Origin of the sequence: Achromobacter sp. SIMBA_011 (genome assembly GCF_046535435.1) — a bacterium.
GTDB lineage: Bacteria > Pseudomonadota > Gammaproteobacteria > Burkholderiales > Burkholderiaceae_B > Achromobacter > Achromobacter dolens.
In genome coordinates, this window is the sequence record NZ_JAWRWN010000010.1 from 130742 (window position 1) to 152547 (window position 21806).

General features: G+C 69.2%; 7 protein-coding genes. 4 read left to right on the forward strand and 3 right to left on the reverse strand.

What is annotated here, in order from left to right; all coding sequences use genetic code 11:
• The first annotated feature begins 311 nt into the window (after positions 1–311).
• Positions 312–13232, forward strand: coding sequence for an autotransporter-associated beta strand repeat-containing protein (locus SB816_RS26110; RefSeq protein ID WP_410547739.1), 12921 nt, complete (start codon positions 312–314; stop codon positions 13230–13232).
• 152 nt (positions 13233–13384) lie between these two features.
• Here the strand turns inward: SB816_RS26110 and SB816_RS26115 are convergent, their stop codons facing one another.
• The 3 genes from SB816_RS26115 to SB816_RS26125 form a co-directional block, all read right to left on the reverse strand.
• Positions 13385–14476 (reverse strand): BamA/TamA family outer membrane protein, encoded by a 1092-nt coding sequence (locus tag SB816_RS26115; protein WP_144657284.1) that lies wholly within the window; start codon positions 14474–14476, stop codon positions 13385–13387.
• Positions 14477–14562: 86 nt separating this feature from the next.
• Complete coding sequence (locus tag SB816_RS26120) at positions 14563–15537, reverse strand: transporter (protein WP_410547757.1); 975 nt, start codon at positions 15535–15537, stop codon at positions 14563–14565.
• A gap of 537 nt (positions 15538–16074) precedes the next feature.
• On the reverse strand, positions 16075–17640 hold the full coding sequence (locus SB816_RS26125) for a TerC family protein (protein WP_054502543.1): 1566 nt from the start codon (positions 17638–17640) through the stop codon (positions 16075–16077).
• 581 nt (positions 17641–18221) lie between these two features.
• On the opposite strand from SB816_RS26125, the gene SB816_RS26130 reads away from it, so the two are divergent.
• The 3 genes from SB816_RS26130 to SB816_RS26140 are packed head-to-tail and all read left to right on the forward strand — an operon-like array spanning position 18222 to position 21620.
• Entirely contained in the window at positions 18222–18959 is a 738-nt protein-coding gene (locus SB816_RS26130) for a gluconate 2-dehydrogenase subunit 3 family protein (RefSeq protein ID WP_054502544.1), read from the forward strand.
• Positions 18952–20724: a GMC family oxidoreductase gene (locus SB816_RS26135; RefSeq protein ID WP_054502862.1), complete on the forward strand. Its 1773-nt coding sequence runs from the start codon at positions 18952–18954 to the stop codon at positions 20722–20724. Before SB816_RS26130 ends, SB816_RS26135 begins: the two co-directional genes overlap by 8 nt.
• A complete protein-coding gene (locus tag SB816_RS26140) occupies positions 20721–21620 on the forward strand; it encodes a c-type cytochrome (RefSeq protein ID WP_064527647.1) in 900 nt (299 codons plus the stop codon). The genes SB816_RS26135 and SB816_RS26140 overlap by 4 nt, the downstream gene beginning before the upstream one ends.
• The last annotated feature ends 186 nt before the right edge of the window (positions 21621–21806 follow it).

Consider the following 21806-nt stretch of genomic DNA (forward strand, 5'->3'; position numbering starts at 1 on the left):
TATTGAGCCGAGCTCACATTCGCCCCATTATTTTGGATAGATAGTTCAATTAGTAATTTTAGTATCTATTTGAAAGTTTCATCATGAGAGAATTCGTTGAATTTATGAAAATAACAGTTACTATTTAAACAAGATTCTTAAAGAACATCTCGTCGAATTACTTTCAAACTGACGCCAGGTTTAAAAGCGGCACCCCTATAAAACCACCGCCGCTCGCGCTTCCCGATGTGCAGCAATCGCCTTTTTCGAGGCACCGGGCAGGTTGGCGATCCGGTGCTCCAGAAAAGGTTCATTGTGTTTCTGGAGCTGAGATGAAACCTGGCCACCGGCATGGCTTTTCCTGTTTTTCCTTCAACTATGCGTGGCGGGCGCTATTGCTGCTGCTGGCCCCCGTCCCGGCCGCACTGGCGTGTACCACCTCCGGCACGTCGATCCTGTGCAACGACGCCGTCGTCCTGCTCCCGATTCCCAACATCAACACCGTCAACAGCAGCGTGAACGGCGCCTCGGTGCTGGTCACCGCCAGCGGACAGTCCTCGTCCGCCTTGGTCGGCCCCTCGATCACCTTGAGTGGCAAGAACACCAGCCTGACCAATCAGGGCGCCGTCGACCCGGGCCTGGGGCTGGGCGCCCTGCTCAGCCTGGGCGCGACTGGCGCGCAACTGGGCAACACCGCCAACGGCGGCTCCGTGGTCATCAACAACAACGGACTGCTGCGCGGCACCGGCCTGTCCGTGCTGGGCCTGCCGGTCCTGACCGGCGTGGGCGGCGCCGCGCTGGTGGCCATGAGCGACGCCACCGGCACCATCAACATCACCAATACCAACCTCATCGAGATCCGCCCGGGCCTGCTGCCCGACCTGACCGCGCTGCTGAGCAGCCCTGTGATTGCCGCCTATGGCGGCGCGCCGATCACCGTGACCAACGCGGCCGGCGCCGTCATCAATGGCCGCGTCGGCCTGGGCCGCTCCGCTTCCGGCAATAGCTTCACCAATGCCGGCACGATCAACGGCAGCGTGCACATGGGCATCAACAGCGCCAACACCTTCACCGCGGTTACCGGCTCGTCCGTCAGCCAGGGCGGCGCCACGAGCATCGGCGTGGGCGCCAGCCTGAACGGACTCGGCGCGAGCGTGGCTTTGAATTTCTCGGCGCTGGGCCTGGTCGACGGCGGCGCTGGCGGCAACAACACGCTGGTGCTGCAGAACCCGGGCGCCAGCGGTACCAGCGGCAGCGGCACCGCCAGTTCCGCCACCTACATCAACTTCAACAACCTGATCGTCAACGGCGGCACCTGGAACGTCAGCGGTCCGCTGGTGGCCGCACAGGCCACGCTGAATGGCGGCCTGGTCAATTTCAACAATGCGGGCGCCTTCGGCAGCGGCACGCTGACCGCCAACGGCGGCGCCATCGCCAGCACGCAGGCCTTATCGCTGAGCAATGCGATCGCGCTCGGCGCCAACGGCCTCGGCATCCAGGGCGCCAACGACCTGACGCTGTCGGGCGCCACCAGCGGCGCCGGCTACCTGGACAAGTCGGGCGCCGGCACGCTGACGCTCAACGGCGCCAACGCCCACACCGGCGGCACGCGGCTGGGCGGCGGCACGCTGGTGCTGGGCACGAACTCCGCGCTCGGCCTGGGCGACCTGGCGGTCTATGGCGCCGCCACGCTGCAAACCGTGGGCGCCACCAGCATCGGCAACAACGTCGGGCTGGGGGCCACGCTCGCCCTGGCCAATACCGGCAACCTCGCGCTGTCGGGCAACCTCAGCGGCGCCGGCACGCTGGTCAAGAACGGCGCGGGCATACTGACCCTGAGCGGCGCCAACAGCCACGCCGCGACCCAGATCAACGCGGGCGGCCTGATCGTCGGCAACAACAACGCGCTCGGCAGCGGCGCGCTGACCGTGAATGGCGCCGCCAGCCTGGCCTCGACCACCTCGATGGCGCTGCAGAACGCCATCGTGCTGAACAATACGCTGACGCTCAATGGCGCCAGCGACCTGACCCTGAACGGCCTGCTCAGCGGCGCCAGCGGTTCGCTGGTCAAGAGCGGCGCGGGCGCGCTGACGCTCAACGGCGCCAACACGTTCGGCGGCGGCGCCACCCTCAGCGGCGGCAGCGTGAACGTCGGCAGCAACACCGCCCTGGGCAGCGGCGGCGTCATCGTCAATGGCGCGGTGACCCTGTCGAGCCTGGCCAACAACATCGCGCTCTCCAACACGTTCGCCTTGAGCAATACGCTGACCATCGCTGGCGGCAACAACCTGACGCTCAATGGCGCCCTTTCCGGCGCTGGCGGCTCGCTGGTCAAGACGGGTAGCGGCACCCTGACGCTCAACGCCGGCAACACCTTCGGCGGCGCCACGCTCAATGGCGGCGCCATCGTGGCGGGCGCCAACAACGCCCTGGGCACCGGCAGCGCCGTGGTGCAGAGCGCCACCGCGCTGGATGCCGGCGCGGCCGTCAGCCTGGGCAACCAATTCGTGCTGAACGACAACCTGTCGGTCCTCGGCTCGCAGGACCTGACGCTGGCCGGCGCCCTCTCCGGCAGCGGCCAGCTCATCAAGAACGGCGGCGCCAACCTGACGCTGGCGACCCAGAACACCCATAGCGGCGGCGTGCTGCTCAACGCCGGCACCCTGACGCTGGGCAGCGGCCAGGCTCTGGGCACCGGGCTGCTGGACGTGCAAGGCGCGGCTACGCTGGCCGCGGGCGGCCTGAGCGTGGCCAACCACATCCGCCTGGGCGCGGGCCTGGGCCTGAACACCGGCGGCCAGGGGTTGACGCTGTCCGGCGCGGTGAGCGGCGCCGGCGGCCTGACCTTGAACGACAACGGCATCCTGACCCTGTCCGGCAACAATAGCCATGCGGGCGGGGTCACGCTCAATGCCGGCACGCTGATCGCCGCGAGCGACACGGCGCTGGGCAGCGGCCAACTGACCATCGGCGGCAACGCCACGCTGCAAAGCACCGCCAACCGCAACTTCACCAACACTGTCGCGCTCAACGGCAACCTGACCGTCGACAGCGGCAACAACATCGGCCTGTACGGCGCCATCAACGGCGCGGGCAGCCTCATCAAGAACGGCGCCGGCACCCTGACGCTGACCGGCGCCAACAGCTTCGGCAACACCACCATCAATGCCGGCGTGCTGCAGGCGGGCACCGGCAGCCTGGGCGCCACCGTGCTCAACAACAGCAAGCTGGTGCTGGCGCAAGGCGCCAACGCGACCTACGGCGGCGCCATCAGCGGCAGCGGCAGCGTCGACGTGCTGGGCAACAACACCACGTTGATCCTGAACGGCACCAATACCTTCACCGGCGGCCTGAACCTGCTGTCGGGCACAGTCGAAACGCGCGGCGGACAGGCGCTGGCCGACAACCTGGCCGTCAACCTGGCGGCCGGCACCACGCTGCGGCTGACCGACAGCGAAACGTTCGGCTCGCTCAGCGGCGCCGGCAATCTGGCGCTGGGCGCCAGTGCCACCATGCAGATGGGGCAGAACAACGCCGACTCGGTCTTCGGCGGCGTGCTGAGCGGCGCCGGCAACATCGTCAAGAACGGCACCGGCGCGCTGACGCTGTCGGGCGTGAACACGCAGACCGGCCTGTTCAACGTGGCCGGCGGCAGCCTGAACGTCACCGGCTCGCTGGCCAGCTCGCAGGTCAACGTGGGCGCGGGCGCGAGCCTGGGCGGCACCGGCAGCGTGGCCGGCGTGGCCAATATCGCCACCGGCGGCGCGCTGACGGGCACCACCGGCCAGACGCTAACGCTGGGCGGCCTGAACATGAGTTCCAGCTCGCAATTCAATGTCTCGTTGGGCGCGCCCACGCCGCAGGCGCTGGTGCAGGTCAACGGCAACGTGACGCTCAACGGCAATCTCAACGTGACGGACAAGGGCGGCTTCGGCGTCGGCGTGTATCGCCTGCTGGGCTATACCGGCACGCTGACCAACAACGGCCTGGCGCTGGGCAGCCTGCCGCCAGGCACCCTGCCCGCCAACCTGCAGATCCAGACAGCGGTGAACCAGCAGGTGAACCTGGTGGTGTCCGCGGGCGGCAACAACGTGCAGTTCTGGAACGGCGCCAAGACCGCCGCCGACGGCGTGCTGGCCGGCGGCAGCGGCACCTGGGTGACGGGCCAGACCAACTGGACCGATCAGTCGGGCAACCTGTCGCAGGCCTGGGGCGGCCAGTACGCCGTGTTCGGCGGCGCCGCCGGTGGCAACGTCACCCTCACCGGCGACCAGGCGGTGACCGGCATGCAGTTCTTCACCGATGGCTACACCCTGACCGGCGGCGGCCTGCAACTGGCCACGGGGCCGAACGCGTTCCGCGTCGATCCGACCATGACCGGCACCGTCAACAGCGCCATCAAGGGCGCAGGCCAATTGCAGAAGCGCGACCTCGGCACGCTGGTGCTGGGCGGCGCCAACGCCTATACCGGGGGCACGCTGATCAGCGAGGGCGTGATCCAGGTCGGCGCCGACAACAACCTGGGCGACGCCAGCGGCGCGCTCGGTTTCGCCGGCGGTACGCTGCGCGTGACGGGCACCGGCTACACCGGCACCAGCCGCGCCATCGACGTCGGCGCGGGCGCAGGCTTCGACATCGCCGACGCCGGCAACGTCTTCACGCTGAACCAGGCCCTGGCGGGCGCGGGCCGCGTCACCAAGCTGGGCGCCGGCACGCTGGCGCTGGGCGGCGACAACAGCGCCATCGGCGGCGTCACGCTGGCGGCCGGCACGGTGTCGGTCGGCAGCAATACCGCGCTGGGCAGCGGTTCATTCAACATCAACGGCTCGGGTGCCCTGGACAGCACCGCCGCCGTGACGCTGGCCAACGATGTCTTCGTCGGCGCCGGCAACACGCTGACTCATCTGGGCTCGAACGACCTGACGCTCAACGGCGTTGTGGCCGGCACCACCGGCGCCCTGGCCAAACAGGGCAACGGCACGCTGACGCTTAACGGCGCCAACAGCTATGCCGGCGGCACCACCCTGTCCGCGGGCGCGATCCGCGTCGGCAGCAACACCGCGCTGGGCACGGGCCTGCTGACCGTCGCCGGGGCATCGAGCCTGCTGTCCGACGGCAGCGTCGCCCTGGACAACAACGTGGCGCTGGGCGCCAACCTGACCACGGGCGGCAGCGGCAACCTGACGTTGAACGGCGCCCTCGGCGGCGCCGGCACCTTGATCAAATCGGGCGGCGGCACGCTCACGCTGAACGGCATCAACACCCATGCCGGCACCCAGTTGAACAGCGGCACCCTGCTGCTGGGCAACAACCAGGCGCTGGGCCTGGGCCCGCTGGCCGTCAATGGCAACGCCGCGCTCGACGGCGGCGTCGACCTCTCGCTGGGCAATGCCATCACCGTGGCCGGCGGCGCCACCCTGACGCTGGCGCAGACGCACGACGCCCTCTTGTCCGGCGTGATCGATGGCGCTGGCGGCCTGATCGCCGGCGCGGCCGGCCGCAGCCTGACCCTGATTGGCGCCAACACCTACCAGGGCGGCACGCAACTGAACGGCGGCAGCCTGATAGTGGGGTCCGACACGGCGCTCGGCTCGGGCGCGCTGCAAGTCAACGACGCCGCCACGCTGGCCGGCACCGCCGGCGGCCCGGCCATCGCGCTGGCCAACACCGTGACGCTGAACAATGCGCTGACCGTCAACGGCGCGCGCGACCTGACCTTGTCCGGCACCATCGACGGCGCCGGCTCGCTGCTCAAGAGCGGCAGTTCGACCCTGACGTTGAACGGCGCCAACACTTACCAGGGCGGCACCAGCCTGGCCGCCGGCACCCTGCGGGTCGGCAACGGCGCCGCGCTGGGCAGCGGCGACCTGACGGTGACCGGCGCGGCGACGCTGGGCTCGACCCAGGCCGTCACGTTGAACAACAACGTGACGCTGAACCAGGGCCTGGCGCTGGATCTCACCAACGACCTGACCCTGGCCGGCGCGATCGGCGGCGCCGGCGGCCTGAACGCCAGCGGCGCCAGCACCCTGACGCTGGCCGGCGCCAACACCTTCGGCGGCGGCACCCGGATCAATGGCGGCACCCTGGTGGTCGGCGCCGATACCTCGCTGGGCAGCGGCGCCCTGGCGGTCAACGGCGCCGCCACGCTACAGGCGCTGACAGGCGTGACGCTGGCGAACAACGTGACCCTCAACGGCGGCGCGCTGACGGTTTCCGGCGCCCAGGACGTGACGCTGAGCGGCATGGTCGCGGGCGGCGGCTCTCTGGTCAAGCAAGGCGCCAACACGCTGAGCCTGAGCGGCGCCAACACCTTCCAGGGCGGCGTCACGCTGGCGCAGGGCGGCTTGAGCGTGGGCTCGAACCAGGCCCTGGGCAGCGGCGCGCTGACCGTGGCGGGCGCCTCGACGCTGACCAGCACCCAGGCCGTCAGCCTGACCAATAACGTCGCGCTCAATGGCGGCAACCTGAGCGTGGACGGCGGCAACGACATCACCCTGGGCGGCACCGTCAGCGGCGCCAACGGCCTCGTCATGAACGGCAGTGGCACCCTGACGCTGTCCGGCGCCAACAACTACGCCGGCGGCACCACCCTGGCCAGCGGCACGCTGGCCGCCAACAGCAATACCGCGTTGGGCACCGGCGCCCTGACGGTCACCGGCGCGGCCAACCTGACCGCCGCCGACGGCGTCACGCTGGCCAACAACGTCACGCTCAACAACACCCTCACCGCCGATGGCGCAGGCAACTGGACCCTGGCCGGCGTCATTGGCGGCGCCGGCGGCCTGGTCAAGGAAGGCAGCGGCACGCTCACCCTGACAGGCGCCAACACCTATAACGGCAATACCCAGTTGAACGCGGGCGGCCTGACCGGCGACACCGACAGCATCCGAGGCAATGTCGCGACCGCCGCCAACACCACGCTGACCTTCAACCAGAACGCCAACGGCACCTTCGGCAACGTGCTGTCGGGCGCGGGCAACCTGGAAAAGACCGGCACGGGAACCCTGACGCTGAGCGGCAACAACGCGCTGTCTGGCGGCATCGGCGTGGCGCAGGGCACGCTGCTCGCGGCGGGCGGCAACGCCATCAGTTCCGCGTCGGGCGTGCGCATCGACGGCGGCGCCACGCTGCAACTGACCGGCGCCGAGTCCATCGCCAGCCTGACGGGCAACGGCGTGCTGCAGGCCGACGCCAACGTGTCGCTGGGCAGCGCCAGCGACAGCCTCTTCGATGGCGTGCTGGCTGGCGCCGGCAACATCACCAAGACCGGCACCGGCACCCTGACGCTGGGCGGCGCCAGCACCAGCAGCGGCGCCTTCAACATCAACGGCGGCACGGTCAACCTGACCGGCTCGCTGGCCAACGCCAACGTCAACGTCAATGGCGCCGGCTCGACGCTGACCGGCAGCGGCACGGCCAGCGGCAACGTGTCGATCCTCAATGGCGGCAGCCTGGCGGTCAGCTCCGCCAACCCTGGCGGCCTGACCTTCGGTTCGCTCACGGTCGACAGCAGCTCCAGCATCGATGCGCTGCTGGGCGCGCCCTACTCCGGCAGCCTGGTCAACGTGCATGGCGACGTCACCCTGAACGGCAAGGTCAACGTCACCCAGGCCCCCGGCTTCGGCGTGGGCGTCTACCGCATCGTCACCTACAGCGGCAACGGCAACACCGCCGGCCTGGCGCTGGGCACCGGCGCGTCGCCGAACCTGAGCCTGCAGACCGGCATCGCCGGCCAGATCAACGTGCTGAACCAGTCGAGCGCGGGCGAGATCCAGTTCTGGCAAGGCGGCAACGGCGCCTGGACCACCGCGGGCACCACCTGGCGCAACGCCACCACGCTGGCGGCCGAGGCCTGGGGCGGCAAGTTCGGCGTGTTCCAGGGCAACGCCGGCACCGTCACGGTCGCCGCCAACCAGCAGTTCCAGGGCCTGCAGTTCTCCACCGACGGCTACATCGTCACCGGCGCCGGCGGCCTCACCGCGCAGGCCGGCAGCGACGGCGTGGCGACCCTGCGGGTCGAGCCCAACGCCACCGCCACGCTCGACACCGTGCTGAGCGGCAGTGTCGATATAGCCAAGCGCGATGCCGGCACGCTGATCTTCACCCAGGCCAACACCTACGTCGGCAACACCCGCCTCGAAGGCGGCGTGCTGCAGATCAGCGCCGACAACCAGTTGGGCAACGCCGCCAACGGCGTCGTCTTCGACGGCGGCACGCTGCGCTACGCTGGCGCGGCGCCGGGCACAACGGGCCGCGCCTGGACCCTGCAAGGGGCCGGCGGCGTCGACGTGGCCGATGCGGCCGCGGTCTACACCGTCAACGGCGTGGTGTCCGGCACGGCCACGACCGGCACGCTGACCAAGACCGGCGCGGGCACCCTGGTGCTGAACGGCGCCAACACCTATGTGGGCGGCACCCAGTTGCAGGGCGGCACCCTCAAGGTCGGCAATAACACTGCGCTCGGCACCGGCGTGCTGACGGCCGCGGCCGGCACCACGCTGGCCAACGACACCGCGCTGACGCTGGCCAACAACGCCGTGCTGCAGGGCGACCTGACGGTCCAGAGCAGCCAGGCGCTGACGCTGGGCGGCAACCTGTCGGGCGCCGGCGGCCTGGTCAAGTCCGGCACCGGCACGCTGACGCTGGCGGGCAACAACAGCTATCAGGGCAATACGCAACTGACTGCCGGACAGATCACCGCCGGCAGCAACACCGCGCTGGGTACCGGCAGCCTGATCGCCGCCGACGGCACGCAGCTCGATGCCGGCGTGGCGGTGCAATTGCAGAACGCCGTCGTGCTCAATGGCGCCCTGACCTTGCCGGGTTCCAACGACCTGACCCTGGCGGGCGCCGTCAGCGGCGCCGGCGGCCTGGTCAAGAACGGCGCCGGCACCCTGACGCTGGGCAACGCCAACAGCTTCGGCGGCGGCGTGCAGTTGAACGCGGGCACGCTGGCGGTGGGCAACCACGGCGCGCTGGGCAGCGGCACGCTGACGACCAGCGGCGGCACCACCCTCTCGGCCACCGCCCCGGTGACGCTGGCCAACGCCGTCACGCTCGGCGCCGGCACCACCACCGTCACCGGCGCCAACCTGGGACTGAGCGGCGTCATCAGCGGCGCCGGCGCGATCGACAAGACCGGCGCCGGCGTGCTGACCCTGACCGGCAACAACAACTACGGCGGCGGCACCGCCCTGTCGGGCGGCTCGCTGGTCGTGGGCGGCAGCAGCGCGCTCGGCAGCGGCGCCCTGACGGCCGCCGCCGGCACCACGCTGAGCGGCCTGGGCAACGCGTCCCTGACCAACGACGTGACCCTGGGCGGCAGCGTGACGGTCAACGGCGGCGACAGCCTGACGCTGGCCGGCGTGGTCGACGGCAGCGGTCCGCTGGTCAAGACCGGCACCTCCACGCTGACCCTGAACGGCGCCAACGCCTACAGTGGCGGCACCACCCTGGCGGGCGGCACGCTGGTCACCGGCGGCAACACCGCGTTGGGCAGCGGCGGCCTGTCGGTGACCGGCGCGAGCACCCTGCAGGCCGGCGCGCCCGGCGTCGCGCTCGCCAACCTGGTCAACCTGGGCGCGGCGCTGACCGTGTCCGGCGCCAACGACCTGACGCTGGCCGGCAACATCACCGGCGCCGGCAGCCTGACCAAGTCCGGCAGCGGCACGCTGACGCTGAACGGCCAGAACCAGTACAGCGGCGGCACCACGCTGGCCGGCGGCGCCCTGATCGGCGACACCCACAGCCTGACGGGCGCCATCGGCACCGCGACCGGCACCAGCCTGGTGTTCAACCAGGCCACGGGCGACGACGGCAGCTTCGGCGGCGCGATTTCCGGCGGCGGCAGCCTGACCAAGAACGGCGGCGGCACGGTCACCCTGACCGGCGCCAACAGCTACGCCGGCGGCACCACCGTCAACGCCGGCACGCTGGCGGGCAACGCCACCAGCCTGCAAGGCAACATCAACATCGTCGACGGCAGCGCGCTGATCTTCAACCAGACCGGCGCCGAGGGCACCTATGGCGGCAACATCACCACCACCGGCACCAACGCCGGCACGCTGACCAAGGACGGCTCGGCCAACCTGACGCTGACCGGCAACAACACGGTCGGCGGCGGCACCACCGTCAACGGCGGCGCGCTGCTGGTGAACGGCACGCTGGGCGGCGGCAACGTCACGGTCAACGCCGGCGGTTCGCTGGGCGGCTCGGGCTCGGTCGCCACCGACGTCACGCTGGGCAACGGCGCGCACCTGGTGGCGGGCACCCCGGGCAATCCGATCTCGTTCGCGCAGAACCTGAACCTGTCGGCCGGCACCCAGCTCGACTTCACGCTGGGCGCGCCGAACTCCGCCACCACCGCCGTGACCGTGGGGCAGAACCTGGCCCTGAACGGCATCCTCAACATCTACGACGGCGGCAGCCTCGGCACGGGCGTCTATCGCCTGTTCTCGTACAGCGGCACGATGACCGGCGCCGGCCTGACCTACGGCGTCCTGCCGTCCGGCTACACCAGCGCCAACCTGACCCTGCAGAACCAGCCGAACCAGGTCAACCTGGTGCTGCAAAGCCAGCCGGGCGAGATCCTGTTCTGGAACGGCGCCAAGACCGCGCCCGACGGCGTGATCGCCGGCGGCAGCGGCACCTGGAACGCCGCGGGCAACAACTGGACGGACGCCAGCGGCAACCTGGCCAGCAACTGGAACGGCAAGTACGCGGCCTTTTCCGGCGCCAGCGGCACCGTCACGATCGACGGCAGCCAGGCGGTCACCGGCGTGCAGTTCCTGACCAGCGGCTACACGCTGGCCGCCGGCGCCGGCGGGCAACTCAGCATCGCCCAGGCGCTGACCCCGTTCCGGGTCGAGGCCGGCGCCACCGCCACCATCGCGGCGCCAATCACCGGCGCGGGCGGCATCGAGAAAGGCAACGGCGGCACGCTGATCCTGGCCGGCAACAACACCTACACCGGCAACACCTCGATCCGCAGCGGCGTGCTGCAGGTGACCCAGGACAGCCAACTGGGCAATGGCGGCGCGATCTCGCTGAACGGCGGCACGCTGCGCATCGCCGATGCCGGCTACACCACCACCGCCCGGACGATCTCGCTCGACGGCACCGGCGGCGGCCTGGACATCGTCGCGGCCAACCAGACGTTCACGCTGAACCAGTCCATCAACGGCACCGGCGCGCTGCTCAAGCAGGGCGACGGCACCCTGGTGCTGAACGGCGTCAACGCCTATGCCGGCGGCACGGTGATCGCCGGCGGCACGCTGGAAGGCAACAGCGCCAGCGTCAAGGGCAACGTCAGCACCTCGGCCGGCACCACCCTGCGCATGAACCAGGGCGCCGATGGCGCCATGACGGGCGGCATCAGCGGCGGCGGCCAACTGGTCAAGGACGGCGCCGGCGCGCTGACGCTGACCCAGCCGTCCACCTACACCGGCGGCACCCGCATCAACGCCGGCACCCTGATCGGCGACACCAGCAGCCTGCAAGGCGTCATCACCAACAACGCCACGCTGGTGTTCAACCAGGGCTCGGACGGCAATTTCTCGGGGTCGCTCGCGGGCGCCGGCACCCTCGTCAAGCAAGGCGGCGGCGCGCTCGGCATCGGCGGTTCGCAGACCTTCAATGGCACCGTCGCGGTCAACGGGGGCACGCTGCAACTGGGCAGCGCCCAGGCGCCGGCCACCCTGCCCGCCGCGGTGCAGGTCAACAGCGGCGGCACCCTGTCCGGCTACGGCACCATCGCCAGCCTGACCAACGCCGGCACCGTGGTCAGCGGCTCGGGCGCGGGCGGCGGGCTGAAGGTCAGCACCAACTTCAGCAATGGCGCGGGCGCCACGCTCGCGGTCGGCGTCGGTCCGAACGCCGGCCCCAACGTGCACGTGACCGGCACCGCCGCCCTCGGCGGCACGCTGAAGGTGACCAACAACGGCCCCCTGACCGGCAACGATACCTTCACGGTGCTCACCGCCGACCAGGGCCGCCAGGGCGTGTTCGCCAACGCCGTCCTGCCGCAGTTGGCCTTCGTCGACGCGGCGGTCGGCTACGATCCGAACAACGTCACGGTGTCCTTCACCCGCAACCAGACCGGCTTCGGCTCGGTGGCGCAGACGCCGAACCAGCGCGCCGTGGCGGGCGCCCTGGGCGGCATCGATCCCAACTCGGCGCTGTATGGCGCCCTGCTCGGGCTGACCGCCGACGAGGCCACCGCCGCGTTCAAGCAGTTGTCCGGCGACAGCCACGCCTCGCTGGCCTCGGCGCTGATCCGCAGCTCGGAATCGGCCCGCACCCTGCCGCTGAACCACCTGCGCGACAGCCTGCAGAGCGAGAACACACAAGACGGCCGTCCGTGCGACGAGGCGCTGCGCACCAACGGCGGCTATTCGCAGCGCTTCTCCTGCCAGCGCAACGTCTGGGCCGAGGTCATCGGCAATTGGCAGAGCCAGGATGGCGACGGCAACGCGCCCAGCTACAAGCAGCGCGTGGGCGGCGTGCAGGCCGGCGGCGACATCCGCGTCGGCGACGGCTGGCGCGTCGGCATGGCGCTGGGCTACCAGGACAGCACCATCTGGCAGGACAGCCGCAATGCCCGCGCCAAGGTCGACAGCTACAGCGTCTCGCTGTTCGGCGGCAAGTCGTTCGTGCAGCCTGGCGGCTCGGCCTGGAACCTGATGGCGGGCGCGGCCTATAGCTGGCACCGCATCGACAACCGCCGCGACCTGACGCTGGCCGGCCGGAACCAGGAGCTCAAGACCAAGTACGACGGCAATACCACGCAGATCTTCGGGGAACTGGGCTACGCCATTCCGGTGTCGCCGCGGGCCACGGTCGAGCCGTTCGTCGGCGCGGCCTGGATCAAGCAGCGCATGGGCGGCTTCTCGGAAAACGGCGGTTCGGCGGCGCTGTCGGCGGGCAGCGACAGCAACGACATCACCACCACCACCGTGGGCCTGCGCGGCAAGCTGGACACCGAGATCGCCGGCGCCCCCGCGCGTCTGCGCGCCTCGCTCGGCTGGCGCCACGCGATGGGCGATGTCGATCCCGAGCGCGCCATGGCCTTCAGCTCGGGCCCGTCCTTCACGGTGGCCGGCACGCCGGTGGCGCGCGACGCCGCCGTCACCGAACTGGGCGCCGAGATCGCGGTCTCGAAGAACGCCTCGATCGGGCTGGGCTACCAGGGCCAGTTCGGCAACGGCAGCCGCGAGAACGCCGGTTTCCTGAACGTGCGCTGGAACTTCTGAGGGAATGCCCGCCCCGGCGGGCGCGGCCACACGGCGGGAGAGGGACGCGACGGTCCCCTTCCCGCCTGGCTATTCCCGGACGCCGCCCTGGGCGCCTCGCGCCAGCAGACTGGCGTCGAGCCGCATGGCGAATGCCGGTCTCCTCCTGCCGCTCATCTCCAGGCGCTGCCCACTTGTATGTAAAACGCGTTCTGGTCCTTGCTGTGCGCCACGTCGACGCCCACGGACAGGCCCAGCTTGCGCGCGATCAGATAGCGGAAACCAGCGCCTGCACTGACGATGCTGGAGGCCTCGCCGAAGCGGTTCCAGCGGCCATAGGCCTTGCCCACCCCGGAGAATCCCAGCACCGACCAGCGCGGCGTCACGTTCCAGCGCAGTTCGACCTCGGTGGTCAGTGCGTTCTTGTCCTGGTAGCGGCCGCGCGAAACGCCGCGCAGGTCCACATACGGCTGCGCGTAGAACGGCACCGTGCCGCTGGTGACCTGGCTGTCGAGCCGCAAGCCCAAGGTCCAGCGCGGCGAAAGCGGCTGCCACGCATAGCCGCGCGCGCCATAGGTATTGAAGGACTGCGAACTGCCGAACGACGGCCGCGCGAACTGCGCCTCCAGTTCGGCGTAGGCGCCCTTGGTCGGGTAGAACATGTTGTCGCGGCCGTCGTAGTCCACCACCAGGCCCAGCTTGCCGACGCGGCGCGTGACGTCGCTGGCCTTCAGTTCCGACGCCATCTGGCCGGCGAAGGTGGTGCGCGAATTGAAATAGGTATAGCGCGGACCCGCATACCATTTCGATTCGCCAAGCTTGACCAGCAACTGCTGCACCAGCATCGTGCCCTTCAGCTCATAGCTGCGGCCGCGGTTGAGCGCGCCGTAGTAATCCAGGTTCATACGCCCCTGGGCCAGGGCGCCCAGATAGCGGTAGCGGTCGCCGCCCCAGGTGTGGAAATGGAACAGCCCGCCGCCGCGCGATCCGTTCTCGGTCATCAGGCCGCCCACGCCCGTCACGTTGGGCGGCGCCAGCGCCTCGCCGCTTTCGCGCGCTTTCTGCCCGGCCTCCGACATCGATTCGGAAAAATACAGCAGCATCAACCCGCCGCCATAGCCCACCGCCGGCTCGGTGATCAGCGCCGGCACCGGCATCAGGCCCTTGTTGTTCAGCAGGTAGTTGCTGATGTCGAACGCGCCGTCCTCCGGATCGGTGAACTTCTGCGCTGCGGCGGCGCCGCAGACCAGCCACAATCCCAACACACGCGTGACACTCCGCATAGACGGCTCTCCCGACGACTCGGTCCGGCGACCTGGCCGGACGCCGGACCACGGCGCGTTGGCGCGTTTCAGAACACCAGCGTGGCCGATGCCATGAAGGTGCTGCTGCTATCCAGGCGGTTGGTGCTGCTGAGGGTCGGCACCCAGCGCAACCCGAGCGACAGTGAGCGCTTGTCGGCCAGCTTGCGGTCATAGGTGAGGACCGGACCCAGCGCCCAGTCGCGGCCCCGGAAGCCATTCAGCCGGTCGGCGGTGGGACCGCTGTCGCTGCCGAGCTGCTGTTGCGTGCCGAGCACCAGGCCCACGGCCAGGCCGTTCGAGAACATCTTGCGCCCCATCACATCGACGCCGAAGATCGGCGCGTTGCGATAGTCGGTGGCCTGGTTGCGGGTGTAGAACTGCACGCTGGCCACCGTGTCGAGCTGGAAGCCCGACTCCGGGAAGATGCGCGTATAGGCCACCTGCGGGATGAAGGTCCAGTTGTTCAGGCTGGGGTTGGCCAGCGCATTGGCATCGTACTTGCCGGTGGGCGCCCACACGTTCAGGCTCAGGGCCATGTGCGAGGTTTCGGAAAAGTGGTAGCCGGCGATGATCGGCGAGAAGTACAGGTCGAAAAGGTTCGACGTGATGTCGCTTTCGCCGCCGCTGCGGCCCAGCGGGCCGGTGACCTTGGCGTTGACCTTGGTCCAGACGTACGGCAGCGTGATGCCGGAAGCGAAGTTCCAGCGCCCCGGCCCGGTGTCCCAGGTCTTGAGCAGCGTGGCCAGCGTGAAAGCGGCCTTGCCCTCCACGTCGGCCGTGACCCGCTTGCCCAGGGGCACCTCGCGGCCGCCGCCGACCTTGCCGTCCAGGTAGATCTCGGCGAAATTCACCGCCCAGATCGGCTCGGGCGAAACGATGCCGGCGTTGGGCTGCACGCTGGTGCCCGTGACCTGCCGGCCCATCGCGCCCTCGGTGGCGTGGACTGCAAGGGGCGCGGCCAGCGCCGTGAAGGCGGCCACCCATGGTGCGGCGCATTGGCGCAGGCGGCGATGGCGCAACATTCTCGGCATGCTCGGAACTCCGGCGGAAGTTTGGAACCGGACGGGGCGCTCAGCGCCAGCGCCCAAAGAGGATGTTGATAGCGGCAATCCGGTCCCGTCGCACGGCGCAAGGGAAATCGTCGGCCGGATCAGGAAATCATTGGCATGCGCGGTCGAGCCCAACCGTTTTGGCGTGTAGTAATTCTGGAAATTGAGCGATGACGCCGGTATCCGCGTCCTGCTCCTGGTTTTCCGCGCCAACAACGTCATGCCCATGCTTCGTTCCCCTCGACCGGTTCACATCGCGCAAAGACAAACCTGCTGCCACTGATTATTCAGACCCTTTATGCATGCATAGAATTTATTATCGACAGGGTCAAATTCCGGACAATACTCTCACAAACTTTTGAATTCACCAATAGTGCGATCGGTTTTACCGGACGGCGCGATTGAAACAAATCGCAGGGCGCGCGGGGCGAAAATAAGAAACGCAAATAACAAAGCGGGAATGCCCCTTTCGGGGATTCCCGCCCATATTGAAAATACCGCGGCGCGTCGTCAGGCTGGCGCGGCCGCCCTGCGCGCATGGATCTGGTCAATGCGCAGTCCATCGCGGCGCGTGATCTCGAAGCGCCAGTCGCGCCACGCGATCACGTCGCCGGTTTCCGGAATCCGCCCTTCCGCACGCAGTAGCCGGCCCGCCAGCGTCGCGTCGTCGGCGCCCTCGGCCAGCTCCGCCGCCTCCAGCACCCGCGCCGCTTCGGCCAGCGCCAGGCGCCCGTCCAGCAGCCAGGAACCATCCGACAATTGCAGCGCTTCGGGCGGCGCCTCGCTATTTTCCGGCAGCTCGCCGGCCACCGCGGTCAGCACGTCCATCGGCGTCACCAGCCCTTCGCACACGCCGTGCTCGTCGACCACGATCAGCATGTGGTCGCGCGAGGCGCGCAGTTCTTCCAGCACCTTCAGCACCGGCGTGGTTTCCATCACGTAGCGCGGCTCGCGCGCCAGCTCGACCAGGTCGATCGGACCCGGGTTCTGCAGCAGCGGCAGCAGGTCCTTGAAGTGCAGCACGCCCAGCACGTTGGCCGGATCGCCGGCGCACAGCGGCAGGCGCGAGTGGCCCGAGGCGAACTTGCGCACGATCGCGTCGGGCGTGTCGGCCACATCCAGCCAGACCATGTCGCCGCGCGCCACCATGATCGCGCGCACATCATGCGCGCCAATGGCCAGCACCCGTTCGATCATGGAGCTTTCCTCCGGCGCGAACGCCGGTTCCTCGCCGACGCTGTCCACCAGCGCCACCACATCGTCGGCCGGTTGCGGCGCCTGGCCGCCGCGGCCGGCGCGCAACAGCCGCAGCACGGCCTGCGCGGTGCGCTGGCGGCGGCCCAGGGCATGCGCGCCCTTGGCCCGGTTGCGGCGCGCAAGCTGGTTGCACAGCTCGATCAGGATCGAGAAGCCGATCGCGGCGTACAGGTAGCCCTTCGGCACGTGGAAGCCCAGGCCTTCGGCCACCAGGCTGAAGCCGATCATCAACAGCAGGCCCAGGCACAGGATCACCACGGTGGGGTGACGCGCCACGAAGCCCATCAGCGGGCGGCTGGCCAGCATCATCACGGCCATGGCCACCACCACCGCGATCATCATGATGCTCAGGTCCTGCACCATGCCGACCGCCGTGATCACCGAGTCCAGCGAGAACACCGCGTCCAGCACCACGATCTGCAGGATCACCTGCCAGAACACCGCATGCTGCACCTTCTGGCCGCTGTCATGGCCGCTGCCGCCCTCGACGCGCTCGTGCAGCTCCATCGTGCCCTTGAACAGCAGGAACAGGCCGCCCAGGATCAGGATCAGGTCGCGCCCCGAGATCTCGGCGCCCAGCACGGTGAACAGCGGCGCGGTCAGGGTCACCACCCAGGCGATGCTGGCCAACAGGCCCAGGCGCATCAGCATGGCCAGCGTCAGGCCGATCATGCGGGCGCGGTTGCGCTGCGCCGGCGGCAGCTTGTCGGCCAGGATGGCAATGAACACCAGGTTATCGATACCCAGCACGATTTCAAGAATGACCAGCGTCGCCAGGCCAAGCCAGGCGGTCGGGTCGGACATCCAGTCAAAGATCATCAACGTTCCACAAGAAGACTCAGAAGCGGGCGAGCGCGCGGGTCCGGCAACGCCGGGGCCATGGCGAGGGGCGAACTCGGACAGAATGGAGCTGGGCCGCGCGTGCGCAAGGCGCGGACGGTGTCGGACAGGCCGGCGGCGCGCGGCCGCCTATGCGAGGCGTGGGCGCTGCGGCGAGATCGCGCGGAGCCGGCCGTGCGGGGCCGGACGCCGGAAGTCGGCAGGGAGGGGAAACCGGGCGCCGCCACGTGAGCGGCGCCGTACTAGGAGGCGGGTCGTCGGTCATAGATGGCGAAACCGTCCTCGCTTGCCGGGCAAGCGCAGGCCGCGTGTTCCGCCGTGCTCTCATTCTTTCAGGAACCTGAATATTAGCTGAAATGTAAGCGAGAGAAAAATCCGGGACGACCCGCATCGGAAGGGTGTCGCCGTCATCGAATCAGTGACAAACTCGATGCTCATACATATAAGCTGTCGCGGGATCCCTTTCACTCGGGAGCCGAACGCTCCGAAGGTTGTCGCCTCGCGGACCGCGCGCCGGGGGCCAGCCTCGCCGGACGCAGGCTCCGCCGCTGGAGCGATGAATGAAAGACCAACCTGTTTCCGCACGGCGCGGGCTGCTCAAGGCCCTGGCCGTGGGCGTGCCCGGCGCCGTCTGGGCGCCCCATGCCGCCGCCGCGCCCGAGGCCACGCCGGCCCCTGCCGCAGCTCCTCCCAACCGCACGCTCAAGTTCTTCAACGCCCAGGAAGCGCTGGCGATGGACGCCATCGCCGCGCGCCTGATCCCGGCCGACGAGCTCGGCCCCGGCGCCAAGGAAGCCGGCGTGACCCAGTTCGTCGACGGCCAGTTGGCGGGCGCCTGGGGCGCGGGCGAGCAGTTCTACCGTCAGGGCCCGTTCGAGGCCGGCACGCCCGAGCAGGGCTACCAGTTGTCGTTCACGCCCGCCGAGATGTTCCGGCGCGGCCTGGCGGCGCTGGACGCCGCCACCCGCAAACAGGATGGCAAGCCCTACGCCGAACTGGACGCCCAGCGCCAGGACGCCTGGCTGCACGACATGCAGGCCGGCAAGCCGGATTTTTCGCCATTGCCGTCGGCCGTGTTCTTCCAGGCCCTGCTGGACGCCACCATCGAGGGATTCTTCTCCGACCCGCTGTATGGCGGCAATATCGACATGGTGGGCTGGAAGCTGGTCGGCTTTCCCGGCGCCTACGCCTCGTTTTCCAACGACATCGAGCGCCACGGCGTGATCTGGGCCGGCCGGCCCGTATCCATCGCCAATGCGCGCGCCCACGCCATGAAACCGGGAGATGGCCATGGCTAAGACGCTCCCCGCGGTGGATGTGGCGATCGTCGGCGGCGGCTGGACCGGCGCCATCATCGGCAAGGAACTGGCCGCGGCCGGCCAGCGCGTGGTGGTGCTGGAACGCGGCGAGGCGCGCTGGCCCTCGCCCGATTTCCAGGGCCCCTACGTCCACGACGAACTCAAGTACACGCGGCGCCACGAGCTGCACCAGAACGCGGCCACCGAAACCTTCACCTTCCGCAACAACACCGACCAGAAGGCGTTGCCGATGCGCCGCTGGCAGTTCGCCTACCCCGGCACCCACCTGGGCGGCGCCGGCAACCACTGGTCGGGCGCGTACTACCGTTTCGATCCGACCGACTTCCGCCTGCGCAGCCACTACACCGAGCGCTACGGCGCCAAAATCTTCGATCCCGAGCTGACCTGCCAGGACTGGCCGCTGACCTACGACGAACTGGAGCCATACTTCGACCGCTTCGACTACCTGATCGGCGCCTCCGGCCAGGCTGGCAACATCAAGGGCCAGAAGCAGGAAGGCGGCAACCCGTTCGAGCCGTGGCGCTCGCGGCCCTACCCCAACCCGCCGATGAAGGTGCCGTATGCGCCGGCGCTGTTCGGCGAGGCCGCGCGCAAGCTCGGCTATCACCCCTACGTGCAACCGTCCGCGCTCTGTACCCGGCCCTATGTGAACAGCGAAGGCCTGCACATGAGCGCCTGTGTGTATTGCGGCTTCTGTTCCAACTTCGGCTGCGAGCACTTCGCCAAGGCCTCGCCGCAGGTCTGTATCCTGCCGGTGGCGATGAAGTTGCCGACCTTCGAGATCCGCACCGGCGCGCATGTGCTGCGGGTCGAGCTGACGCCGGACAAGAAGCGCGCGCGCGGGGTGACCTACGTGGACGCGGCCGGCGCCGAGATCTTCCAGCCGGCCGAGATCGTGGTGCTGTGCGCCTTCGGCATCAACAATGTGCGCCTGCTGCTGCTGTCCGGCATCGGCCAGCCCTACGACCCCGTGACCGACAAGGGCGTGGTGGGCCGCAACTACACGCACCAGACCACGTCCGGCGTGAACCTGTTCTTCGACGAGTCCGTGAACATCAATCCCTTCATGGGCGCCGGCGCCGTGGCGGTCACCATGGACGACTTCAGCGCCGACAACTTCGATCACGGCCCGCACGGCTTCGTCGGCGGCGGCTACCTGCAAATCCAGGTGGTCAGCGGCGCGCCGATCGGCTTTCATCCCACGCCAAAGGGCACGCCGGGCTGGGGCGCCGAATGGAAGAAGGCTGTCAAGCGCTACTACAACCACGCCGCCAACATCACCATTACCGGCTCGGCCCAACCGTGGCGCGGCGGCTACCTCAGCCTGGACCCCACCTACAAGGACGCCTGGGGCCTGCCGCTGCTGCGCGTGACCTACGACTTCCCCGACAACGACATCCGCATGTCGGCGTTCCTGACCGAACGCGGCGACGAGATCGGCCGCGCCATGAAAGGCGTGACGCAGACCGAGCCGGGGCCGCGCAAGCGGCCGTTCTCGGCCACCGTGTACCAGTCGACCCACCTGACCGGCGGCGCGGCCATGGGCAGCGATCCCGCCACCAGCGTGGTCAACCGCTACGGCCAGTCCTGGGACGTGCCCAATGTCTTCGTTACGGGCGCGGCGCTGTTTCCCCAGAACTCGGGCTACAACCCCACGGGCACGGTGGGCGCCACTGCCTATTGGATCGTCGAGAAAATCAAGGCGGACTACCTGCGTTCGCCGGGACGGTTGGTGTCATCATGATCGAACATCGCAACGGCATCTTCATCGCGGTGGCGCTGATGGTGGGCGTGCCCGCCGTCACACTGGTCGCCACCCTGCACCAGATGTTCGGCACCGGCGGCGACGGCCCGATCCGCGCCTCTGCGGTGCAGGCCCCGCCCGCGCCGGCTCAACCCGCGGCGCCTGCGGCGTCGGGCGCGCCGCCGGCCTCGGCCACACCGGCCACGGCAGCGCCGGCGTCCTCCGCTGCGCCCGCCCCCTCGGCGGCCTCGCCGGCCGCGCCCGTGCCCGGGCGCAGCGCGCTGGACTTCAGCGCATCGCGTCCGGCCTGGGAGGGCTACCTTCGCGGCGCCGACCCCGAACAGGGCAAGCAACTCGCCGCCGCGGGCAAGCCGGCGGCAGGCGTGCAGGCCTGTGTCGCCTGCCACGGCCAGGCCGGCATCACGCCCACCGGCGGCATCTTCCCCAACCTCGCCGGCCTGACGCCCGAGTACATCGCCAAGCAGTTGGCGGACTTCCGCCAGGGCACGCGCAAGCAGCCGCTGATGAACACCATCGCGCAAGCCCTGAGCGAGCAGGAAATCGGTCAGTTGGCAGCCTATTACGGTAGCCTGGCGGGACCGCCGCTGCACGTGGGCGAAGCCGGCGGCGAGGCGGCGCGCAAGCTCGACCAGGCCGGCGACGGCAGCCGCGCCTTGCCCGCCTGCGCCAATTGCCACGGCCTGCGCGGCATCGGCGAAGGGCCGTTGCTCCCGCGCTTGGCGGGCCAGTCCAAGGAGTACTTCGCGGACCAGATCAACGCCTTTCGCAACGGTTCGCGGCAGAACGACGATGTCGGCGTGATGCGCGCCTTCGCGCAGCGGCTGACCGACAGCGAGATCGAGGCGCTGGGCCAGTACTACGCGGGCACGCGCTGATCCGGCCACGGTCTCGGAGGGCGGCGCCCTGCCCGCGGCGCCGCCCTCCGAGGCCTTGCGTCCGACCTCGCTTTCGCCTGGCCGCCCCGTGGCCCGCGGGATGTGTTCCATTGCATATGAATATTCATCAAGTCTGTTTTTTTACTTGGTGTTTTCCCTAATCCCTTCATATAATTGCCGCACCAT